The 20,693-nt window shown below is 73.7% G+C and carries 14 protein-coding genes; 10 read left to right on the top strand and 4 right to left on the bottom strand.

Annotated elements, in window-relative coordinates; translation table 11 throughout:
• The first annotated feature begins 12 nt into the window (after nt 1-12).
• Genes OHA72_RS45380 through OHA72_RS45340 form a run of 9 tightly spaced genes read left to right on the top strand, consistent with a single transcriptional unit; the run spans nt 13 to nt 14,205 of the window.
• Complete coding sequence (locus tag OHA72_RS45380; RefSeq protein ID WP_327002306.1) at nt 13-2,127, top strand: TOMM precursor leader peptide-binding protein; 2,115 nt, start codon at nt 13-15, stop codon at nt 2,125-2,127.
• The gene (locus OHA72_RS45375; protein WP_327002305.1) at nt 2,124-3,968 is read left to right on the top strand and encodes a TOMM precursor leader peptide-binding protein; all 1,845 of its coding nucleotides are present in this window, start codon (nt 2,124-2,126) and stop codon (nt 3,966-3,968) included. Before OHA72_RS45380 ends, OHA72_RS45375 begins: the two co-directional genes overlap by 4 nt.
• Nucleotides 3,969-3,992: 24 nt before the next feature.
• Nucleotides 3,993-5,594: a nitroreductase family protein gene (locus OHA72_RS45370; protein ID WP_327011781.1), complete on the top strand. Its 1,602-nt coding sequence runs from the start codon at nt 3,993-3,995 to the stop codon at nt 5,592-5,594.
• A 7-nt stretch (nt 5,595-5,601) separates the two neighbouring features.
• Entirely contained in the window at nt 5,602-8,358 is a 2,757-nt protein-coding gene (locus OHA72_RS45365) for a lantibiotic dehydratase (protein ID WP_327002304.1), read from the top strand.
• On the top strand, nt 8,351-9,391 hold the full coding sequence (locus tag OHA72_RS45360) for a lantibiotic dehydratase C-terminal domain-containing protein (RefSeq protein ID WP_327002303.1): 1,041 nt from the start codon (nt 8,351-8,353) through the stop codon (nt 9,389-9,391). Before OHA72_RS45365 ends, OHA72_RS45360 begins: the two co-directional genes overlap by 8 nt.
• A 5-nt stretch (nt 9,392-9,396) precedes the next feature.
• Nucleotides 9,397-10,578 carry a peptidase M50 gene (locus tag OHA72_RS45355; protein WP_327002302.1) on the top strand — a complete coding sequence of 394 codons (1,182 nt, stop codon included), beginning with the start codon at nt 9,397-9,399 and terminating at the stop codon, nt 10,576-10,578.
• 11 nt (nt 10,579-10,589) lie between these two features.
• Nucleotides 10,590-11,513 (top strand): ABC transporter ATP-binding protein, encoded by a 924-nt coding sequence (locus tag OHA72_RS45350; protein ID WP_327002301.1) that lies wholly within the window; start codon nt 10,590-10,592, stop codon nt 11,511-11,513.
• Complete coding sequence (locus tag OHA72_RS45345; RefSeq protein ID WP_327002300.1) at nt 11,510-12,265, top strand: ABC transporter permease; 756 nt, start codon at nt 11,510-11,512, stop codon at nt 12,263-12,265. The genes OHA72_RS45350 and OHA72_RS45345 overlap by 4 nt, the downstream gene beginning before the upstream one ends.
• Complete coding sequence (locus OHA72_RS45340; protein ID WP_327002299.1) at nt 12,262-14,205, top strand: TOMM precursor leader peptide-binding protein; 1,944 nt, start codon at nt 12,262-12,264, stop codon at nt 14,203-14,205. The genes OHA72_RS45345 and OHA72_RS45340 overlap by 4 nt, the downstream gene beginning before the upstream one ends.
• A 6-nt stretch (nt 14,206-14,211) precedes the next feature.
• Here the strand turns inward: OHA72_RS45340 and OHA72_RS45335 are convergent, their stop codons facing one another.
• From OHA72_RS45335 to OHA72_RS45325, 3 genes are all read right to left on the bottom strand, one after another.
• Entirely contained in the window at nt 14,212-14,886 is a 675-nt protein-coding gene (locus OHA72_RS45335) for a LuxR C-terminal-related transcriptional regulator (RefSeq protein ID WP_327002298.1), read from the bottom strand.
• A complete protein-coding gene (locus OHA72_RS45330) occupies nt 14,874-16,013 on the bottom strand; it encodes a sensor histidine kinase (RefSeq protein WP_327002297.1) in 1,140 nt (379 codons plus the stop codon). The genes OHA72_RS45335 and OHA72_RS45330 overlap by 13 nt, the downstream gene beginning before the upstream one ends.
• 179 nt (nt 16,014-16,192) lie before the next feature.
• Entirely contained in the window at nt 16,193-16,948 is a 756-nt protein-coding gene (locus OHA72_RS45325; RefSeq protein ID WP_327002296.1) for an alpha/beta fold hydrolase, read from the bottom strand.
• A 67-nt stretch (nt 16,949-17,015) separates the two neighbouring features.
• Between OHA72_RS45325 and OHA72_RS45320 the strand changes: the two genes are divergently transcribed.
• Nucleotides 17,016-20,066, top strand: coding sequence for an AfsR/SARP family transcriptional regulator (locus OHA72_RS45320; protein WP_327002295.1), 3,051 nt, complete (start codon nt 17,016-17,018; stop codon nt 20,064-20,066).
• Nucleotides 20,067-20,073: 7 nt separating this feature from the next.
• Here the strand turns inward: OHA72_RS45320 and OHA72_RS45315 are convergent, their stop codons facing one another.
• On the bottom strand, nt 20,074-20,628 hold the full coding sequence (locus OHA72_RS45315) for a dihydrofolate reductase family protein (protein WP_327002294.1): 555 nt from the start codon (nt 20,626-20,628) through the stop codon (nt 20,074-20,076).
• Nucleotides 20,629-20,693 lie beyond the last annotated feature (65 nt).

Raw genomic sequence — 20,693 nt, 5'->3', positions numbered from 1 at the left:
ACGGAGCCTCCATTGAGCACTGCGTTCGAATCGGTTGCCGGCACCAGACCACGGATCCGGCGCGACATCCTGTTCACCGCGGCCTACGACGGCGTGCTGTTCCACAACTCCTCCGGCGGCTTCAAGATCACCTCGTCGAGCGCCTACCGGCTGGCCGCGCTGCTGGTGCCGTTCCTCGACGGATCCCGCACGGTGGCCGAGCTGTGCGCGAAACTGCCCGACCCGCAACGGGGCATGGTCGGCGAACTGGTCGGCGCGCTGCTGACCCGCGGTTTCGCCCGTGACGTCCCCGCCGGCGAGGCCGACCCCGCGGCCGTGCTCGGCGCGGACGTGGCCAAGCAGTTCGGCGCGCAGATCGGCTACATCGACCACTACACCGACGGCGCACCGCACCGGTTCGCCGCGTTCCGCGACAGCACCGCCGTCGTCGTCGGCGACGGACCGGTGGCGGACGCGTGCGCACTGGGCCTGGTCCGCAACGGGATGGCACGGGTGGCCGTCACCGGTCACCACGACGGATCGGCCGCCGCCGAGGCCGCACAACTGGACGCGGCGGGCGTGCCGTCCGCGGTGCTGGACTGGCGGTGCGACGAGCCCACCTGGGCGGACCTGGCCGACGCCGACATCGTGCTCGTGGCCGGCGGATCCGGCGCGGCCGGCGCCGCACGGCTGACGCACCGCCTCCTCGCGGCCGGGATCCCCGAGGGCAAGACCCTGCTGCCGGCCTGGACCTTCGGCCGCCGGGTCGTCGTCGGCCCCGCCGCGGGCACCGACCGCCGGGGCTGCTGGTACTGCGCCATGCTGCGGCTCACCGCCAACGACGACGGCGGCGCCGCGGCCGAGATCTGGCGTGGTGTCGCGGTCGGCGGGCCGGCACCGGACACCCCGGCGGGCCCCCTCGCGGCGATGATCGGCAACCTGCTCGCCTTCGAGGTGTTCCGGCTCACGACCGGCGCCCTGCCGGCCGAGACCAACGGCCGGGTCATCGTGCAGGACCTCGAGTCCCTCGACGTCGTCAGCGAGGAACTGCTGCCGCACCCCCGGTGCGTCTACTGCCCGCCGGTGCCCGCGCCGGCCCTGCCGCAGCAGCTCACGCTGGACCCGCCGCGGCCCGCCGCCACCGATGACGACGCCACGACCGACGCCGCCGCCGAGCGGCTGTCCGCGCGGGACCGCCTCGTGCAGCCGCGGACCGGGGTCTTCCAGCGGTACCAGGACGAGGACTGGGACCAACTGCCGGTGAAGATCGCGACGCTGGTGTTCACCGACCCGGACGGCACACCACGACAGGTCAACGCCTTCGACGTGCACCACCTCGTCGGCGCGCGGACCCGTGCCCTCGCGCACGCCGCCGTCGCCTACGCCGACCGGCTCGGCGTGCCGGACGCCGGGCCCGGCACCGGCACCGACGCGACGGTCACCGGCCGGTCGCTGATCCACCACGGGCCGGTGGACGTGCCGCGCGCCCAGGTGGAGCCGTTCGGCACGGCCAACGCGGGGCGGGCCGCCGAGCCGACCCGCGCCGGCGCCGGCGCCGGCTTCGACACGGCCGCGGCGATCGCGGACGGGCTGTCCTCCGCACTTGCGTACGCCGCGCTGCAGGGCGCCATCTGCGGCGCCGCGCCGTCGCGGGTGCCCACGGCCGACCTCGGCGACGACCCGGAACTGTGCTTCCTGACCAGGGCGGCGGCGAACCTGGGGGTCACGGCCGACCTGCTCGACCTCGCCGCGAGCGCGCCCGGCGGCGCCCACGTGCTCCTGGCCCGGTGCACCGAGCCGCGTGACGGCGCGAAACTGTGGGCGGTCGCCGCAGGCCCGTCGTGGCGGGAAGCGGCCGTGCGGGCCCTCTGCGACCTGGTCGGACAGGTGCAGCTGCGGCAGCAGTCGCCCGACCCGCAGGCCACCGACGGGCGCGACGGCTTCCTGACCGACTTCGACCCAGACACCCTCGCCACGGCCGGTGTGGCCGCGGCGAGGACCGGCGCCACCGGCGACTGGCAGGGCGTGCTGGATGCCCTGGACGCGGCCGGAACGGACGCCGTGGTGGTCCTGACCGGCGGCGCCGACCTCCCCGCCCACGGCCTGCACACGGTGCGCGTCGTGCTCACGGACCGGGCCCGCGGATGAGCCTGCGCATCACCGGGGCGCTCAGTGCCCTGCTGAGCACCGACGCGCCCGCGGTCGTCGTCCACCCGCTCGGGGTCAGTGACGAAAGGAGCGCCGACGGGCAGGCGCCGGCGTCCACGCAGGTGCTGGTGTACGGCCGGCACGCACTGCTGCTCGCACCGGCGGGCCCGCGCGGATGCACCCGCTGCCTGGCCCGCCGGTGGCAGGCGGTCCGGCCGCCGGACCTGCGCGACGCGCTGGAACTGGGCGGCGACACCGTGGCGGCCGGCGAGTGGCCGTACGCCGTCGCGTTCGTGGCCGACGCCCTGCGGGCACTGCACGCCGCGGCGGCAACCGCCGCAACCGCCGGCACGCCCACCGTCTACGACCTGAACGTGGAGACGCTGCGGGTCGGCCGGGTGCCGCTCGTACCCGACCCCGACTGCCCGCAGTGCGGCCGGCGGGCGCCGGACACGCCCACGCCACCACGGCTCACCCCGAGCCCCAAGCGCGCACCGGACGCCTTCCGGGCCCGCGACGCCGCCGACTACCCGTTGTCGCCGGCCGCATTCGTCAACCCCGTCTGCGGCCCGCTGGGCGCCTCCGTGTGGCCCGACCACACGTCGACGTCGACGGCACCGGTGCACGGCGCCTTCCACCCCAGATCCGGGCACCACCTGCGCGAGATGCTCTGGGGCGGGCACGCGGACAGCTACGGGCGCAGCCTGCGGCTCGGCCTGCTGGAAGGTCTCGAACGCACCGCGGGCCTGCGCCCGGCCCGCACGCGCACCACCGTGACCGCCACGCTGGACGAGCTCGGCGCCGACGCGCTCGACCCTCGCACCTGCGGGTCCTACTCGGACGAGTTCCACCGGCACAACCCGCACATCACACGGTTCGCGCCGGACCGGCCCATCGCGTGGGTGTGGGGATGGTCGCTGCGTGACGACCGGCCGATCCTGGTCCCCGAGGTCCTCGCCTACTACTTCTGCGCGCCGGTCGAGGACCGCTTCGTCCAGGAGAACTCCAGCGGCTGCGCGTCGGGCGGCAGCCTGGTCGAGGCGGTCTACCACGGCCTGATGGAGGCGATCGAACGCGACGCGTTCGTGCTGGCCTGGTACGGCCGGCGGACCCTGCCGGAGATCGACCCCGCGACCAGCGGCCGCACCCAGACCCGGGTCATGGTGGACCGGCTGGAGATGTACGGCTACCGCGCCCGGTTCTTCGACGCCCGGTGCACGTTCGACATCCCGGTCGTCACGGCCGTCGCCGAACGCGTCGACGGCGGGTTCGGCACCCTGGCCTTCGGCGGCGGTGCGAGCCTCGACCCGGAGACCGCGATCGCCGCGGCCCTGTGTGAGATCGCCTCCGACGCGGTCATGGTCGGCGTGCGGGCCGCCGCCGACGAGGCCAGACTCCGCGCGATGGTCGACGACTACGACCAGGTGTGGGGCCTGCACGACCATCCGCTGCTGTACGGGCTGCCACAGATGCGCCGGCACGCGTCGTTCCTGCTGGACGCCGGAGCGCCGGCGCGCCCCGTCAGTGATACCTACGCCGGGACCCGCCCGGCCCCGGCACCCGCCGGCGACCTCCTCGACGACCTCACCACCTGCGTGCGGATGGTGACCGCGCAGGGGTTCGACGTGATCGTCGTGGACCAGACCACGCCGGAGCAACACGACCTCGGCCTGCACACGGCCGGGGTGACGGTGCCCGGGCTCCTGCCGATCGACTTCGGCTGGCAACGCCAGCGGGCACTGACCATGCCCCGCCTGCGAACCGCCGCCCGCGCCGCCGGCCTGGCCGGCAGTGACCTGCGCGAGGGCGACATCCACCGAGTTCCGCACCCCTACCCGTGAGGTGAGGCGTTGACGACCACCGCGATGACCGATACCGGCTACGCGTCCGAGTACGCGTCGATGATCCTGCAACGCAACCGGATCCCGATGCCGTCGGCGGACTTCGTGCCGAACTGGCCGGACAAGCCCCGTCCGACGAAGCACTACCCGGGCGCCCTGTCGTTCCCGCTGCCCGACGACCCGCAACCGGCCGCGCAAGCCGCAGACCCGCCCGATGAGCGCGGCGAGCCCGGCGAGCCCGGCGAGCCCGGCGACGAGCCGTTCACGCTGCCGGTCCTGGGCGCGATGCTGCGCGACTCGTACGGGCTGACCGGCCGGCGGCTCGCCATCCAGGCCAATACCGACGTGCACGGCTACCCGTTCTACGCACGGGCGAACTGGAGCCGCGGCACCGCCTCCGGCGGAGGGCTCTACCCGTGCAGCGTCTACTGGATCGCCGGCCCGGGCGCCGGGGTCTGCCCAGGGGTGTACCACTACGCCTGCCGCACCCATGCGATGCAGCGGCTGCTCGCCGGTGACGTCACGCACCTGGTCCGCGCCGCCCTCGGCACGGACACCGGCGCCTCGCAGTTCCTGGTCGTCGGGGTCAAGTACTGGGCGAACGCGTTCAAGTACAACACGTTCGCCTACCACGCCGTCTCGATGGACGTGGGCACGCTCGTGCAGACCTGGCGGCTGCTGGCCGGTGGGCGGCGGCGGATCGCCCCGCACTTCTGGTTCGACCAGGCGGCGCTGGGCGGGTTGCTCGGGCTGCCGGACGACGAGGAAGGCCTGTTCGCCGTCGTGCCACTGACCTGGGCCACCCCGGCGGCCGGCGTCGGTCCGGGCCCGGCCGGCGCCGTGGCCGTGCGCCGGCGCGACCAGGAGAAGTCACGGGTCGTGCTGACCTTCGACGCGGTGCGCCGCATCCACCGCGCGACCGCGGCGGCGGCCGATGACCGGCCGGCGCCCGGGTCACTCGCCGCGGCGGCGGCCGCCCCGCCGACCGGCGGCGGAGACCGGATCGCCCTGCCACCGGCGAGGCCGCCGCAGATGCCGGTCCGCGCCGCCCTGACCCGGCGCCGCAGCAGCTTCGGCCGGTTCGACGCCAGCGTGCCGATGACGACTGCGGACCTCGCGGGCCTGCTCGTCGCCGCACAGGCCGCGCAGCTGCCCACCGAGGTCGCCACCCCCGGCGACGGCCACCTCGTCAAGCTCTACACCTTCGTCAACCACGTGCGCGGGGTCCCGGCCGGCAGCTATGAGTACGACCCGGCGCGCCACCAGCTGCGGGCCGTGCGGACCGGCTCACCCGCCACCTTCCTGCAGCGCAACTACTTCCTGCCCAACTACAACCTGGAGCAGGCCGCAGCGGTCGTGGTGCCCGCCGTGCGCGTCGGCGCCGTGCTGGAGGCGACCGGGCCCCGCGGCTACAACGTCGTCAACGCCACGATCGGCGCCGTCGCGCAGACGTTCTACACCGCCGCTGCGGCGCTCGGCCTCGGCTGCGGCGTGGCGCTCGGCTTCGACGGCGTCTCCTACATCGAGGAGCTCGGCCTGACCGCGACCGGCGAGACGCCCCTGCTCATCATGCTGGCCGGCCACGAGCGGGCACTGACCAGCGACTACCGATACGAACTGCGGTGAACCGGCGATGACCACCATCCTCCCCGCCACCAGGCCGTCCACCCGGCTGCTGGGCCGGTACTTCGCCGTGCGGGTCGGCGGCCTGCCGTACGACACCGTCGCGGCGCTGCGGTGCGACCGGGCAACCGCCTGCGCCGCGGAGATCCTCGACCTGGAGGCGCAGCTCGCCGCCGAAGCCGGACCGATCACCGACCTGCTGCACGACCTGATCGGCGCGAACGACGACAGCGGATCCCGCCGGGAGCTGCTCGTGTTGCGCAGGACGATCTTCCAGGGCAGACTCCCCGCCGACCCCGGCGGCGCCCTCGCCGCGGTCCTCGCCGTCGACCAGGCCGCGGCCGCGGCGGTCCGCGAGTGGCTGACCCGCCGGCAGCACCTCACCGACCGGCAGCGGGACCTCGCGGCGCTGCTGGACACCGACGTCGCCGCGAGCCGCGCGCAACTGTGGCGGCTCTGCGGCGATCCGCGGCTGCGGGCCGGGATGCAGGTCGCCTCGCCCGCACTGGACGAGCAACTGGTGGCGTTGACCGGCCGCACCGCCGCATCACCGGCGAAGAAGCTGCGCCGGGTCGAGCGTTCGGTGCTGTCCTACCTGTACCGCACCGCGTGCAAGACCAGCCCGTTCAGCTGGTTCACCGGCATCGGCGTCGGCGAGTTCACCGGCACCGCAGGCGACCCCGCTGGCGACCCGCCCGGCGACACAGCGCTGGAGGTGGCAGCGACCTGGCACAGCCACGTCCGGCTCAACGTGGTCGTGCTGACCCGGATCGTGGACGCCGTCTGCGCCGACGTCACCCGCCGCGGCGACCTGCCGATGGTGCTGAGCCCCGGCCTGCGACAGGACCCGGAACGGATCCGGTACGTGCGCCGCTGGGTCACGCAAGGCGACGACAAGGCCCCGGTCAGCTTCGACGCGATCCAGGACGGCCTGTTCTACCTGCGCCGCAGCGGCCTGCTCGACGGGCTCACGGCCCTGCTGCAGCGCGGCGGCGCCTGGCGGTGCGCGGACCTGACCGCCTGGCTGCGGCGGCAGACCCGGGCCGACCCGCAGCGCTGCGACGAGTACGTGTCGATCCTGCTGCGGCTCGGCGTCCTGCAGATCGACGGGTTCGCCGTCGACGTGCACACCCCCGATCCGCTGCGGCAGCTGCGCGACTTCCTCACCACGCTGCGGCGGCCGTGGGCCGACGAACTGGCGCAGCGGCTCGCCGCGCCGATCGCCCACATCGAGGCGTTCCGCGACGGCGGGATCGCCGAACGCCGCACGGCGATGCACCGGCTGCGGGAGGCGCTCCGCGACGTCCTGGACCACCTGGGCGCCGCATCGGTCTCGCTGCCGCGGGCACTGCTGTACGAGGACTGCCGCGTCGGCGGCGAGCTGTCCATGCCGGCCGGCGCTTGGCACCGGTTCGCCGGGCACGAGCTGGCCGCCGCCGAGGCGGTGCTGCCGGCGTTCGACCTGACGCTGCCGCACCGGATCATGTTCCACGGCTTCTTCGTCGCCCGGTACGGCGCCGGCGGGCGCTGCGACGACCTGCTGCGCCTGGTCGAGGACTTCCACGACGACCTGTACGACCAGTACCTGATCAGCACCGCCGACGTCAGGCCGTTCGCCGAGGACGGCTCCTACCGTCCGGAGGAGAACTGGCTGGGCCGGCCCGAGCTGGCCCTGCTCGACCGGGTCCGGCAGGACCTCGCCGGTCACCTGCGCTCCGCCGCGCAGGCGGCACCCGGCGCGGCGGAGATCCGGCTCGACCCCGCGGCGCTGCACGAGATCGGGGGCGGCCTGCAGGACCTGTTCGGCGGTTTCCGGCCGCAGAGCCACCTCATCCAGGTGGTGCCGCGCCCGGAGGGGCCGCTGCTGGTGCTCAACCAGTCGCTGGGCGGGTTGTCGTTCCCGTTCAGCCGGTTCACGCACTGCTTCGACGGCCTCGACAGCGGGCCCGGAGGCGGGCCGCTGCCGGCGCGGCTGCGCGCCCAGGCCGCCGCGGTGGCCCCGCCCGGCGCCGTGTTCGCCGAGGTGACCGGCGGCCCGGTGACCACCAACCTCAACCTGCACGCGCAGCTGACCGACTACGTCATCGTCTGCCCCGGTGAGACCAGCCTCGCGCCGCAGGAGTGCCAGATCCCGCTGTCGGACCTGTACCTGCGGCACGACCCCGCCACCGACCGGGTGATGCTGCGCTCCACGCGGCTGGACCGGGAGGTGATCCCGGTCTACCTGGGCTACCTGGTGCCCATGGCGCTGCCGCAGCTGCACCGCACCCTGCTGCTGCTGTCGCCGACCTCCCTGGCCACCTTCGACGTGTGGCGCGGCGTGCCCGCGCCGCCACCGGCCGACGGCGTCGTCGCGCGCCCCCGGGTCCTGATCGGCGACGTGGTGGTGAGCCGGCGCAGCTGGTCGACGACGCCCACGGCGCTGCCCCGCCGGACCGACGGCGACACCGACGCCGCCTGGTTCCTGCGATGGCAGCGGTGGCAGCGGGCACACCGGCTTCCGGCACAGCTGTTCGCGACGGTCCACAGTGGATTCGGCGGCCGGCCGAAGCCGCAGTACGTCGACTGCGGCAGCTACCTGTCGCTGGTCGCGCTCGAGTCGTCGCTGGAGGACACCACCGACCGCGTCGTGTTCCGCGAGATGTTGCCGTCCGGCGACCAGCTGACCGCCGCGTCGCCCGGCGGGCGGCACGTCACCGAGTTCGTCATCGAGACCTTTCCCAGTTCCCGAGCGCCGGAAACGAACCCTGGAGCCGACGATGCCTGACCCCACAGCCCAGCCCGGATCGTGGCTGGGCATGCACATCTTCTACGGCGCCAACGCCCGGCCGATGGTGCTGGACTGCGTCCGGCCGCTGGTCGACGAGCTGACCACCCGCGGCCTGCTCGACTCGTACTTCTACATGAACTACTGGCAGGAAGGCCCGCACGTCCGGCTGCGGCTCAAGCCCCGCACCGCCGCCGACGAGCCGGCGGTCCGCGACGCGGCCGAAGCCGCCGTCCAGCGGTTCCTGGCGGACCGCCCGGCGCTGTACGAGATGAACGCCGGCTTCCGCGGCGAGCTGCACGAGATGCTGTTCCGCCTCGAATACCCCAACGGCGGCCCGCAGGAGCTGCTCGCCGCCGACGGCACCGCGGCGATGCAGCCCAACAACTCCTTCGCCTACCGGCCCTACGAACCGGAGTACGGCAAGTACGGCGGCGCGCAGGGTGTCGCGCTGGCGGAGTGGCACTTCCGCCACTCCAGCGACCTCGTCATCGACCTGGTCGCCACGATGAACCTGCACCTGCGGCCGGTGGTCCTCGGCATCGCCAGCCAGCTGATGCTGGTGATGGCGGGCACGTTCCTGCCCGGCCGCGACCAGCTCGCCACCTTCTTCGACAGCTACCACCAGTTCTGGCGGCACGCGTTCGGCGGTGCCGGTCTCGTGGACAACATCGACTACGACGGCATGTACGACCGCGTCGCCGCCGACCTGGACCGGCGCTTCCGGCCCATCCTCACCGCGCTCGACCAGGGCGAGCCGCACCGGCTGCCGGTGCTGCTGCGCGGGTGGGCCGAGCACGCCGCGCAGCTGCGCGAGCGGGTGGTGCTGCTGGCCGGATCGGGTGCGCTGACCTTCGCCTACCCCGAGGGCGCCGAGCCGGTCACCGTCACCGACGCGCATCAGGCCCTGATCCGGCTGCTGTCGCCGTACCTGCACATGACCAACAACCGGCTGTACGTCACGCTGCGCGACGAGGCGTACCTGGCGTACCTGATCGGCCGGGCGCTGCGCGAGACGGCGCCGGCGCGGTGACCGGCGTGACCGGCGTCGCCGGGGACCCCCAGGACCTGCTCGACGCGCGCCCACGGGTGCGGCCCGACCTGCTGATCTCCGCGGAGATGGGGCGCGGGCCCAACCGGATCCACCTGGTGAAGATCCGCGGCGGCCGGGTGTTCGAGGTCTCGGCGAAGGAGAGCTTCCTGATCCGCCACCTCGACGGCCACCTGACCGTGGCCGACGTCAGCGACCTGTACGCGGCCAGGTTCGGCCGGCGGCTCGGCCCGGCGCAGTGGTCGCAGCTGCTGTGGCTGCTGCATCAGCGGGACCTGCTCGCCGCGGACGGTCAGACCGCGGCGCATCCACCGCCCCGGCCGGGACTGCACCGGCTCGCCGGGGCGGTGCGGTGGGCGTTCACGGCGCCGGCCGGTCTCGCCGCCACGGTCGCGCTGCTGACGCTGTACACCATCGTCGCGGTGCAGTCGCCGCACCTGTGGCACGCCGCGCGGCCGGCGCTGCAGGACTGGCGCTCGATCGCCGGGGTCGTCGCGGTCTGCTACGTCGGCGCGATGCTGCACGAACTGGCCCACGGCGTCACCGCCACCCACTTCGGCTGCCGCGTGGTGCGCATCAACCTGTTCCGCCTGACCTGCCAGGTCGAGGACTACCAGTACCTGCCCGCCCGCGCCCACCGCGTCGCCATCGCCGCGGCCGGCGGCGTGCTGAACGCGCTCGTCACGGCACCCTTCGTCCTGGCCTGGTCGCTCACCGCACCCGCATCCGCCGGCCACCGGTTCGCGGCCGCGGTGGCCCTGGCAGGCACCGCGCAGAGCCTCGTCAACTACGTACCGGTCGCGCCGCTGGACGGCTACAAGATGCTCAGCCACCAGCTCGGCATGATCGCGCTCGGTCCGGAGAGCCGCCGCTACCTGTGGTCGCGCCCGCACCGGTGGCTGACGGGCCGGGGGGCGGCGTACCCCCGCCAGGCCCGGATCGCGCTCGGCCTGTACGGCACGGCGTGGCACGCGGCCGCGGCGGCGGCCGGCACCACCGTGGCCGTCGCCGGCGGCCGGTTGCTGGAACCGGCACTCGGCCGGGCCGGTTACGCCGCGTCCTGCGCGGCGGTCGTCCTGACGGTCACCCTCTGGCTCACCAGCCAACCCGGACTGCGTCCGGCACGCAGCCGAACCCACCAACCCGTCACACGAGAGGCGCGGCGTTGAAGACAAAGGCAATGCAGGCAGCGACTTCGCGGACACCCGCGGACACAGCCATCGAGGTCCAGCGGCTGCACAAGTCCTACGGCGCGGTCCAGGCCGTGAACGACGTGTCCCTGACCGTGCCGCGCGGCGAGTTCATCGGGCTGCTCGGCCCCAACGGCGCCGGCAAGACCACCCTCATCGAGATGATCGAAGGACTCCGGGTGCCCGACAGCGGGACGGTGAGCGTGCTCGGCCGCCGCCCGTACCCGCGCGATCCCGCGCTCCTGCCGCTCATCGGCGTGCAGACGCAGAAGTCGGCGTTCTTCCCGCACCTGACCGCCGTGGAGCACCTGGAGACGGTCGCCGCGTTCTACGGCCTCGACCGCGCCGCGGCGCAACGGGCCCTCGCACAGGTGGGCCTGACCGACTCGGCCACCGTCCGGGTGTCCAAGGTCTCCGGCGGGCAACGGCAGCGTCTGGCCATCGCCACGGCGCTGGTGCACCAGCCCGAGGTCATCTTCCTCGACGAGCCGACCGGAGCGCTCGACCCCCAGGCGCGCCGCGACCTGTGGACGATGCTGCGGCAGCTCAAAGCGGCCGGCCGGACCATCGTGTACACCACCCACCACCTCGACGAGGCAGAGGAGCTCTGCGACCGGGTCGCGATCCTGCACCACGGCCGGATCCTGACGCTCGGCACCCCGCACGAGCTCATCGGCCGCTCCGGCGTCGGCAGCCGGGTGCTGGTGCCGGCCACCGCGATGTCCGCGGAACAGGCCCGCGGCCTGGACGGCGTCGACGCCGCGACCGTCGGCGGCGACCTGCTCACCCTGCACACCCGGCACCTGGCCCGGGTCCTGGCGGCGCTGGGCGGCCACGGCGGCCTCGACGGCGTCCAGACCAGGTCGGCCACCCTCGAAGACGCATACCTGGAACTGATCGGAGCACAGTCGTGACCGCGTTCGCGGCCCTCACCCGGGCCTCCTTCAAAGCCAACACCCGCGACACCGCGACGATCTTCTTCACGTTCGCCTTCCCGCTGATCTTCCTGACCATCTTCGGCCTGATCTTCAAGGGCCAGCGGGTGGAGGAGACCGGCAACGGGTACATCGACTTCATCGCCCCAGGCGTCCTGGCCTGGGGACAGGCCAACGCGGCCTCGTTCGGGGTGGCCTTCTCCCTGATGCAGTGGCGCAAGGACGACCTGCTGCGCCTGATCCGGCACACCCCGGCCCCGCTGAGCGACGTGGTGCTCGCGCGGCTGGCGATCGCGGTCGGCGTCGGCGTCGCCCAGTGCGTGCTGTTCATCGGGGTGGCGACCATCCCACTGTTCGGCATGCACGTGTCCGGTCGCTGGCCGCTCGTGCTGCCCGTCATGCTGCTGGGCATCGCGGCGTTCCTCGGGCTCGGGCTGATCATCGGGGCCGTGTCCAAGACCCCCGAGGCGGTCAGCGCCATCGGCAACTGCGTGGTGATCCCGATGGCGTTCCTGTCCGGCGCGTTCATCCCCGTGGAGCTCATGCCCGCCTGGCTGCAGGACGTCTCGTACGCCATGCCACTGCGCTACCTGCTCGACGGTCTGGTCTACGCCCTGGCCGGCGCGGGCGAGGCCCGCGACTACTGGATCGCCTGCGGGGTGCTGACCGGCTTCGCCGCGGTGTTCACGGCGATCGGTCTGCGCCTGTTCAAGTGGAGCAACGAGGAGTGACGACGTCAGCGACCCGCCCGGCCGCGCGACCGGCGGACCGGCCGGCAACGACCACGGCCGCGGCGGCACCGCTCAGCGCCGCCGCGGCCCGGCTCCGGCGCGAACTGGACGTCCGCTGGTCGGCGAACCCGCCGGCCGGCGGGCGGGCACCGGCCGTAGTGACCCTCGGCGCCGCCGACCTCACGAACGAACCCGACGCGGCCCGCCGGCACGCCAACGTGCACCTGTCCGCGGGCACCGTCGTCATCGGACCGTGGGGCGGACCGGAGGGCCCCGACGCGGCGTGCGGGCACTGCTTCGGCGTGCGGTGGCAGCGGATGCGCGGGCGCACGGAACGCGACGCGCTGGAGACCGGCCGGCACCTCACCGCGGTCGGAGCCTGGCCGGAGCTGCCGCCGTACCTCGTCGACGCCGTGTGGCACCTGTTCCGCGCGATCGCCGAGCGGCCACCCACCGCCGGCCGCTTCCTCGACCCGGACAGCCGCGGCCTGTGCCGGGTCACCTCGATGGACCTCGGCAGCCTGCGCACGGTGACGGTGCCGGTGCTGCCGGAGCCGCTGTGCCCGAGCTGCGGCCGCGTGGAGGCCGACCTGCCGACGCGCTGGAGCGCGCCGCAGCACCGCCCGAAACCGGCACCGCACCGCTACCGCCTGCACGGCGCGCGCGACTACCGGCTTCCGGTCGGTGCGCTGGTCAACCCGGTCAGCGGTGCCATCGGCGCCGGGGCGCTGATGAACCCGGCCATGCCGACAACGTCACCGGTCACCGGGGGAGTCTTCATCCGCGGGTACGCCGGCCTGCTCGACGTCGCATGGAGCGGGCACGCCGCCGGCTTCGGCGACAGCCTGCGACTGGCCTACCTCGAAGGGCTGGAACGGTACGCGGGCACGCACCGCCGCCGCGCCGGGCCGCCGCTGCTGGCCGCCTACGCCGACGTCGCCGACCGGGCGCTGGACCCGGCCCGGTGCGGCGTCTACGCGGACGAGACCTATGACGCCGATCCGCTGGTGCAGCGCTTCGACCCGTTCCGGCCGATCCCGTGGGTGTGGGGGCACGTCGCCGGCACCGGCGAACCGATCATGGTGCCGCGGCGGTTGTGCTTCTACAGCTCCGGGGCACCCGGCGACAACTTCGTCCTCAGCTCCTCCAACGGCTGTGCCACCGGCAGCTGCCTGGAGGAGGCCGTCCTGTACGGCCTGCTGGAGCTGATCGAGCGCGACGCGTTCCTGCTCGCCTGGTACGCCCGGCAGCCGTTGCGCCGCATCGACCTCGGCTCGTGCGCCAGCGCCCACATCCGGGCGATGACCGACCGCGCCACGCTCGCCGGCTACGAGGTGCTCGCCTTCGACAACCGCACCGACCTGACCGTGCCCGTGGTCACCACCCTCGCCGTCCGGCACGACGGCGGCCGGGGACTGCTCGCCTTCGCGGCCGGCGCGCACCTCGACCCCGCGCAGGCGGTCGCCGCCGCACTGTCGGAGACCCTGTCCTACATCCCGGTCAAGGCCCGCACGACGCACCGCCGGCGGGCACAGCTCGACGCGATGGCCGAGGACTACGCCCTGGTACAGACCGTGCACGACCACGCCGACCTGTTCGGGCTGCCGCGGATGCGCGAGCATGCCGCGGACTACCTCGCCGACCGGCCGCTGGAGTCGATGCGCGAGATCTACGGCGCGCCCGGGGCGCCGACCCATGACCTGCTGCAGGACCTGCGGCGGGTGCTGGACGAGCTGCACGGCAAGGGCTTCGACGTCATCGTCGTGGACCAGACGACCCCCGAGCAGCACGCGATGGGCCTGCGCACGGTGTGCACGATCGTGCCCGGCCTGCTGCCCATCGACTTCGGGTGGCTGCGGCAACGCGCACTGGGCATGCCCCGGCTACTGCGGCGGCTGGCCGGCGGCGAGCCCCGCCTCGTCCCGCACCCGTTTCCCTGATCCGCGTCAGCCGGTGGCCGGCGGGGTCGCGTTCGGCCCGGGCAGCCGCTCGCGGCCGAGCGCGTCCTCGCGGATGCGCTCGCCGTACTGGCCGCGGTGCCGGATCGGCCGGCCCACCTCGGCGTACTTCTGCTTCGCCCGCTCCAGATGGGTGCGCACCGTGCCGGGGGCGATGCCCAGCTGACGGCCGACCGCGTCCACGGTCATCCCGCGCCCGTACGCCACCAGCACCTCGAGCTCGCGGGGTGTGAGCTCCGGCCGGTCCGGCCTGTCGTCGCGGCCCAGCCAGAACGCGTGCTCCGTCGTCATCGGCGAGTCGCCGGCCGCGACCGCCCGGATGACCTCGGCGAGGGACGTGAGGTTGGCGGTCTTCGCCACGTAGGCCGCCGCGCCGGCCTCGGTCGTCGTCAGGATGTAGGACAGGTCGGGCACCACCGTGATGACGATGACGGTGAAGCCCACGGCGACCAGCCGCACGACGTTGTCCACCGGGTCGGAGAAGTCCTCCAGGTTGAGATCGAGCAGCACGATGCGGGCCGAGACGGTCTGGCTGAGGAAGTCGTCGACCGACGAGGCGGTCGCCGCCAGCCGGATGTCCGGCATCCGCGAGATCCAGGTCGCCATGCCCTCCAGGAGCATCCGGTCGTTGTCGATCGCCGCGATGTCGATCACGGTTTCCACAGCACCTCCACCACCGTGCCATGCCCTGGGGTGGACATGACGTCCACCGTGCCGCCCGATTCGATCACCCGGTGGCGCAGCTCGCGTATCAGCCCGCGGCCGACCGGCGCGGCGGACGGGTCGAACCCGACGCCGCGGTCGACGACCGTCAGGCGGACCCCGCCGTCCTCGCCGACGGCGGTCAGCCACGCCTCGTCGACGCCGGCGTGCTTGGCGACGTTGGTCAGCGCCTCGCGGGCCGCCCCGAGCAGCATGGCGGCGCCGGTCTCCGGCAGCTTGGAGGGCAGCGCGTGATACTGCGGGTGCACCTGCAGCCCGAGTGCCTGCTTGTCGCGCACGACGCCGGCGAGGGCACTGACGAAATCGCCGGGGCCGGTGTCGTCGGCGCCGGTGATCAGGCCGCGCAGGAAGTCGGCGTCACGGGCGCACAAGGCCCGCACCTCCTCCGTGCGATGGTCCAGCCCGCCCCGGGCGATCTTGCTCAGCGTGCTGAGCACCGTGTGGTGCAGCACGTCGTACTGCCGTGTCCGCTCGTCGTAGCGGGCCTGGGCGGTGGCCTCCCGGCCGCGGGCCTCCAGCGCGTCCGCGGTCGCCAGGTCGACCTTGTGGGCGGCGCCGCGCAGCAGCCGCGCGCACATCCAGCCGAGAAACCCGAACCCGATCATGAAGAAGACGTTCACGGCGAGGGTCCCGGTCAGCCCTGGTGTCATCCCACCGCTGTTGATCATCTGGTTCCAGATCCCGGTGACGTACGAGCAGACCACCGCCAGCGTGCCGACCGCCGCGAACCCGAGCTGGACGAAGATCGTCGCCAGCATGATCGCGCCCATCGCCTGCGGCACCACCCACAGCTGCCAGCCGGCCGCGCAGGTGGACGCCACACACATCTGCGGGACCGTGATCAGCCACATCCCCGCGAGCATCAGGTCGACGAGGACCCACGGCAGCGACACCTCACGCCGGCGCAGCAGCACGGAGAACAGCACCGCGGCCCAGACCACGGCCAGCAGGTGACTGCCGATGATCACCGTCTTCCAGCGGAAGTCGTTGAGCCCGCCGGCCAGCATCACCGGCAGCCCCACCGACAGCTGGATGGCCCGCAGGCAGGCGCACACCTGCAGCAGCACCAACTCTGAGCGGGCCCGCGCGCCATTCACCGTCGCAGATGGATGCACTGAGCCAAGGTCGCACACCACCGATCGCGGCGGTAGTACGCAGAAGCGTGTACCGCCGGCAGCAAGGGTCGACGCCCAGAGGCGGCTCCGGGCAGCACGATCGGTCCATTCCTCCCGCCGCCGGCGGGATGTCAGACCAGGTCGAGGAACTCGTCGATCATCGGGGCCAGCCAGTCGGCCCGTTGCGGGATCGACGTGTGCGTGGTGCCGGGCAGGATGGCCAGGCGGCAGGCCGGCAGACCGGTCACGTCCCCGGCCACCCCGCCGCCGAGCAGCCGGAACATCCACACGGCGTGCTCGGGCCGGATGATGTCGGAGTCGGCCAGCACGAGCATCGTGGGCGCCACCACGGCGCGGATCTGTTCGGGCGTCCACTGTGGCAGGTTCGCGTCGAGGACCTTCATCTTGGTGACCAGGTTCCCCCAACCGGCCGGGTCCGGCGCGGTCCGCAGGTACTCGTCGTGGAACTCCGAGCCGTGCAGGTGCTCCGGCTGCAGATCCTGGATGCCCTCCAGCAGCCCCGGGTACACACCGGCGTTGTCGAAGCTCACGGAGGCGAGCACCAGCCGCCCGACCCGCTCCGGGTGGTCGGTGCCCAGCCGCAGCCCGACCGAGGCGCCCATGCTCCAACCGAACACGTCCGCCCGCTCCACGCCGAGGCGGTCGAGCAGCGCCACCACGTCCGCGGCGAAGTGCTCGACGGTGAACGGGCGGTCGATGTCCGGGGTGCGGCCGTGCGCCTGCAACTCGACGGCGATCACCCGCCGGGTCTTGGCGAGCATCGGCAGGATCGTGCCGAACGAGGTGCCGATGCCGGAGAGCGCGCCGTGGATCAGCAGGAGCGGGCGGCCCTCGGAGGTGCCGTGTGCTTCGAAGTAGATGTCCATGTGCGTACGGTGCGCCGGGCCGCTTACGGTCGGCTTACGGGCCGCAACGGCGGTTAGGATTGCCGCCGTGCAGTTCGGGGTGCTCGGGCCGCTCGCCGTGACCACCGACGCCGGCGAGCCGGTCGTCGTGCCCGGCGCCAAGGTCCGGGCGTTGCTCGCCGACCTGTTGGCCAACCGCAACCAGGTGGTCTCGGCGGACCGGCTGATCGATGACCTGTGGGGCAAGGACGCGCCGGCGAACCCTGCCGGGGCACTGCAGGTGCGCGTGTCCCAGCTGCGCAAGGCACTCAACGACGCCGAGCCGGGCGCCCGCGACCTGGTCGAGTCCCGGCCGCCCGGGTACGTGCTGCGCACCGGCGCCGTGGACGCCGACCGGTTCGGGGAGCTGGCCGGCTCCACCGACGCAGACCGGCTGGGCGAGGCCCTCGCCCTGTGGCGCGGCGACGCGTACGCCGACGTGGCCGACGAGGAGTTCGCCCGCGCCGAGGCGACGCGCCTGGCCGAGCAGCGCCTCGCCGTGCACGAGCGGCTCGCCGAGGCGCGGCTGGCCCGGGGCGAGCACGACCTGGTCGTCGCCGATCTCGCTGAGCTGGTGGCCCGGCATCCGCTGCGCGAGGGCCTGCGGGCGTTGCAGTTGCGCGCGTTGTATGCGGCGGGGCGCCAGGCAGAGGCGCTGGACAGCTACGCCGAGCTGCGCGACCGACTCGCCGACGAACTGGGCCTGGACCCGGGGCCGGAGCTCGTCGCCCTGCACCGCAGGATCCTGGAGCAGGACGCCGGCCTGAGCGCCCCACCGAAGGCCGCGATCGTGCGCAACAGCCTGCCGGCCCGGCTCGACGAGTTGGTCGGGCGGGCCGAGGCGCTGGCCGAGCTGCGGGCGCTGATCCCGGGGCAGCGGCTGGTCACGCTGATCGGCCCGGGAGGCGTCGGCAAGACCCGGCTGGCCACCGAGGCGGCCCGCGAGCAGCGTTTCCCCGACGGCGCGCACCTGGTCGAGCTGGCGCCGCTGCCGGCCGGTGACCCCGGCGTCGCCGACCGGGTGCTCGCCACGATGGACGTGCGCGAGGTCGCGGGCGCCAGCGTGTCCCCAGCCGACCGGCTGGCGGCAGCGGTCCGGCAACGACGGCTCCTCCTCGTGCTCGACAACTGCGAACACGTGATCGAGCCGGTCGCCGACCTCGTCGCGCGGCTGCTGCGGGACGCGCCCGGCCTCAGCGTGCTGGCCACGAGCCGCGAGCCGCTCGGCCTCACCGGCGAGCTGCTCTGGGAGGTGCCGCCGCTGGCCGTGCCCGAGCACGACGGCGACCTCGACGCGGTCCGGCGCTCGGCCGCGGCCCGGCTGTTCGCCGCCCGCGCCGCCGCGCAGCAGCGCGGGTTCCGGCTCGATGAGAGGACCGGACCGGCGGTGGCCCAGCTCTGCCGGCGGCTGGACGGCCTGCCGCTGGCCCTCGAACTGGCCGCGACCCGGGTCCGGGCGCTCGGCGTGCAGGGCGTGGTGGACCGGCTCGACGACCGGTTCCAGCTGCTCACGACCTCGCAGCGGGACATTCCGGCGCGGCAGCGCACGCTGACCGCCGTGATCGGCTGGAGCTGGGACCTTCTCGACGCGGCGGACCGGGCGGTGCTGGCCCGGCTCGCGGTGTTCAGCGACGGATGTACGCCGGAGGCCGCCGAACAGGTGTGCCGGACCGACCTCGACGCGCTGGCCCGGCTGATGGACCGGTCGCTGGTGGTGGTGGACGACTCCGGCACCGGGACCCGCTACCGCCTGCTCGAGTCGGTCGCCGCGTTCTGCCTCGAGCGGCTCGAGGACGCCGGCGACGCCCGGGCCCGGCACGCGGTGTACTACACCGAGCTGGCCGAACTGGCCGACCCGCACCTGCGCGGCGCCGGCCAGCGGGAGTGGCTCGCCCGGCTCGACGCGGAGACGGCCAACCTGCGCTCGGCGCTGGCCAACGGCGGCGGGCTGCGCCTGGCCAACGCCCTGACCTGGTACTGGTTCCTGCGCGGCCGGCCCACCGAGGCGCGGCGGGCCCTTGCGTCGCAAGGCGTGACCGGCGATCCGGCCGAGGAGGCCCGCGCGGCGGCCTGGCGGATGGGTTTCGCGCTGCTGCAGGGCGGGCCGATCTCGCCCGACGAGATCCGCGGGGCGCTCGGCGCCGGCGTCGACGCCCGGGCCACCTGGTTCGTAGCCAACGCGCTGATCGACCGCAGCGATCTGGTACTGGCCGCGCAGCTGCTGCCCACGACGTTCGAGGACCGCTGGACCGAGGCCGCGGTGCTCAGCTCGCGGGCGAAGCTCGCGCACGCCACCGGGGACCTGACCATGCTGGAGCACGCCGCGACCCGCAGCGCCGCGCTGTTCTCAGAGCTCGGCGACGGGTGGGGCCGGCTGCAGGCCAACGACTGGATGGGTGGCCTCGCCGAGATGCGGGGCGAGCACGAGCGTGCCGCCGCCCTGCATCGAGAGGGCCTGCGCTGGGCCGAGGCGCTGTCGCTGTGGCCGGAGGTGGGCAGCAAGCTGTCCTGGCTGGCGTGGCTCGCGGTGCAGACCCGCGACTACGCGCAGGGCCGGGAGCTTGCCGAACGCGCATACACCCTGGCGATGGAGCAGGACGCGCCGGGCGCGGTGATCTTCGCGGAGACGAGCCTGGGCATGGCCGCCCGCCGCGAGGGCAAGCTCGACGTCGCCACCGAACATCTCATGCACATCGCCGAGCAGGGCCGGCGCGAGCAGCAGCCGGCGCTGTACCTGCCGATGATCCTGGTCGAGCTCGGGTACGCGGCCGAGCAGCGCGGCGACGCGGCGGCCGGCCTGGCGCTGCACGTCGAGGCCTTCGAGGCCGCGGAGGCGATGGGGTCCCCACGGGACGCGGTGTACGCCCTGGAGGGCATGGCGTCGGCCGCCGCGGAGCGCTCCGCCGAGGTCGCGGCCCGGCTGCTGGGCGCCGCGGCCGCCAACCGGCTGGCCATCGAGGCCCCGGCCGCCCCGGCGGAGCGCGACGAGACCGACCGGGTGACCGCGCGCCTGGTCGCCGCCCTCGGGCGGGAGCGCTTCGACGCGCTGGTCGCCCACGGCACGCGGCTGAGCCCGGGCGAGGCCCGGGCTCAGCTCTGAGCGTCGGCTACGCGGCCGCCTTCGGCCGGTACGAGGCGATGATCACGCCGCTCTTCATGACCTTGGTGTCGACCAGATCGAAGGACGTCTTGAAATCCTTGAGCGGGGTCGTCAGGCTGTCGCCGCCCTCCAGGACCGGGCAGATCCAGAACCGGACCTCGTCCACCAGGCCCGCACTGATCAGCTGGGCGGTGACCGTGCCGTAGCCGTACTGCAGAATGCCCTTGCCGTCCTGCGCCTTGAGCTTGGTGACCTCCTCGACCAGGTCCCCCTGCAGCACTTCGGTGTTGTTCCAGGCGGGGTCGGTCAGGGCGGTCGAGGCGACGTACTTCTTGACGTGGTTGAAGTAGGCGGCACCGGTGGTCGGGTCGCTCTCGTCCCTGCTCGGCCAGGCGGCGGACATGCCGTCGTAGGTGGCGCGGCCCATCAGCAGCGCGTCGGCTTCTTCGGTCTGCGCACCGGCGAAGGCGGCGGCCTCGTCGTCGAAGTACGGCATGGTCCACATGGGGTTCTCGATGATGCCGTCGAGGGTGATGTAGGTCGAGTTGATGAGCTTGCGCATTGGAATCTCCCGGAGGTCTCGCCGCTGGTTGTTGACACCCAGGACATTGCCGGGCCGCGCTTACG

The sequence above is a fragment of the Dactylosporangium sp. NBC_01737 genome (assembly GCF_035963215.1).
Classification (GTDB): domain Bacteria; phylum Actinomycetota; class Actinomycetes; order Mycobacteriales; family Micromonosporaceae; genus Dactylosporangium.
Note: the sequence above shows the minus strand (reverse complement) of the source record. Positions and strands in the feature narration are given on the sequence as shown.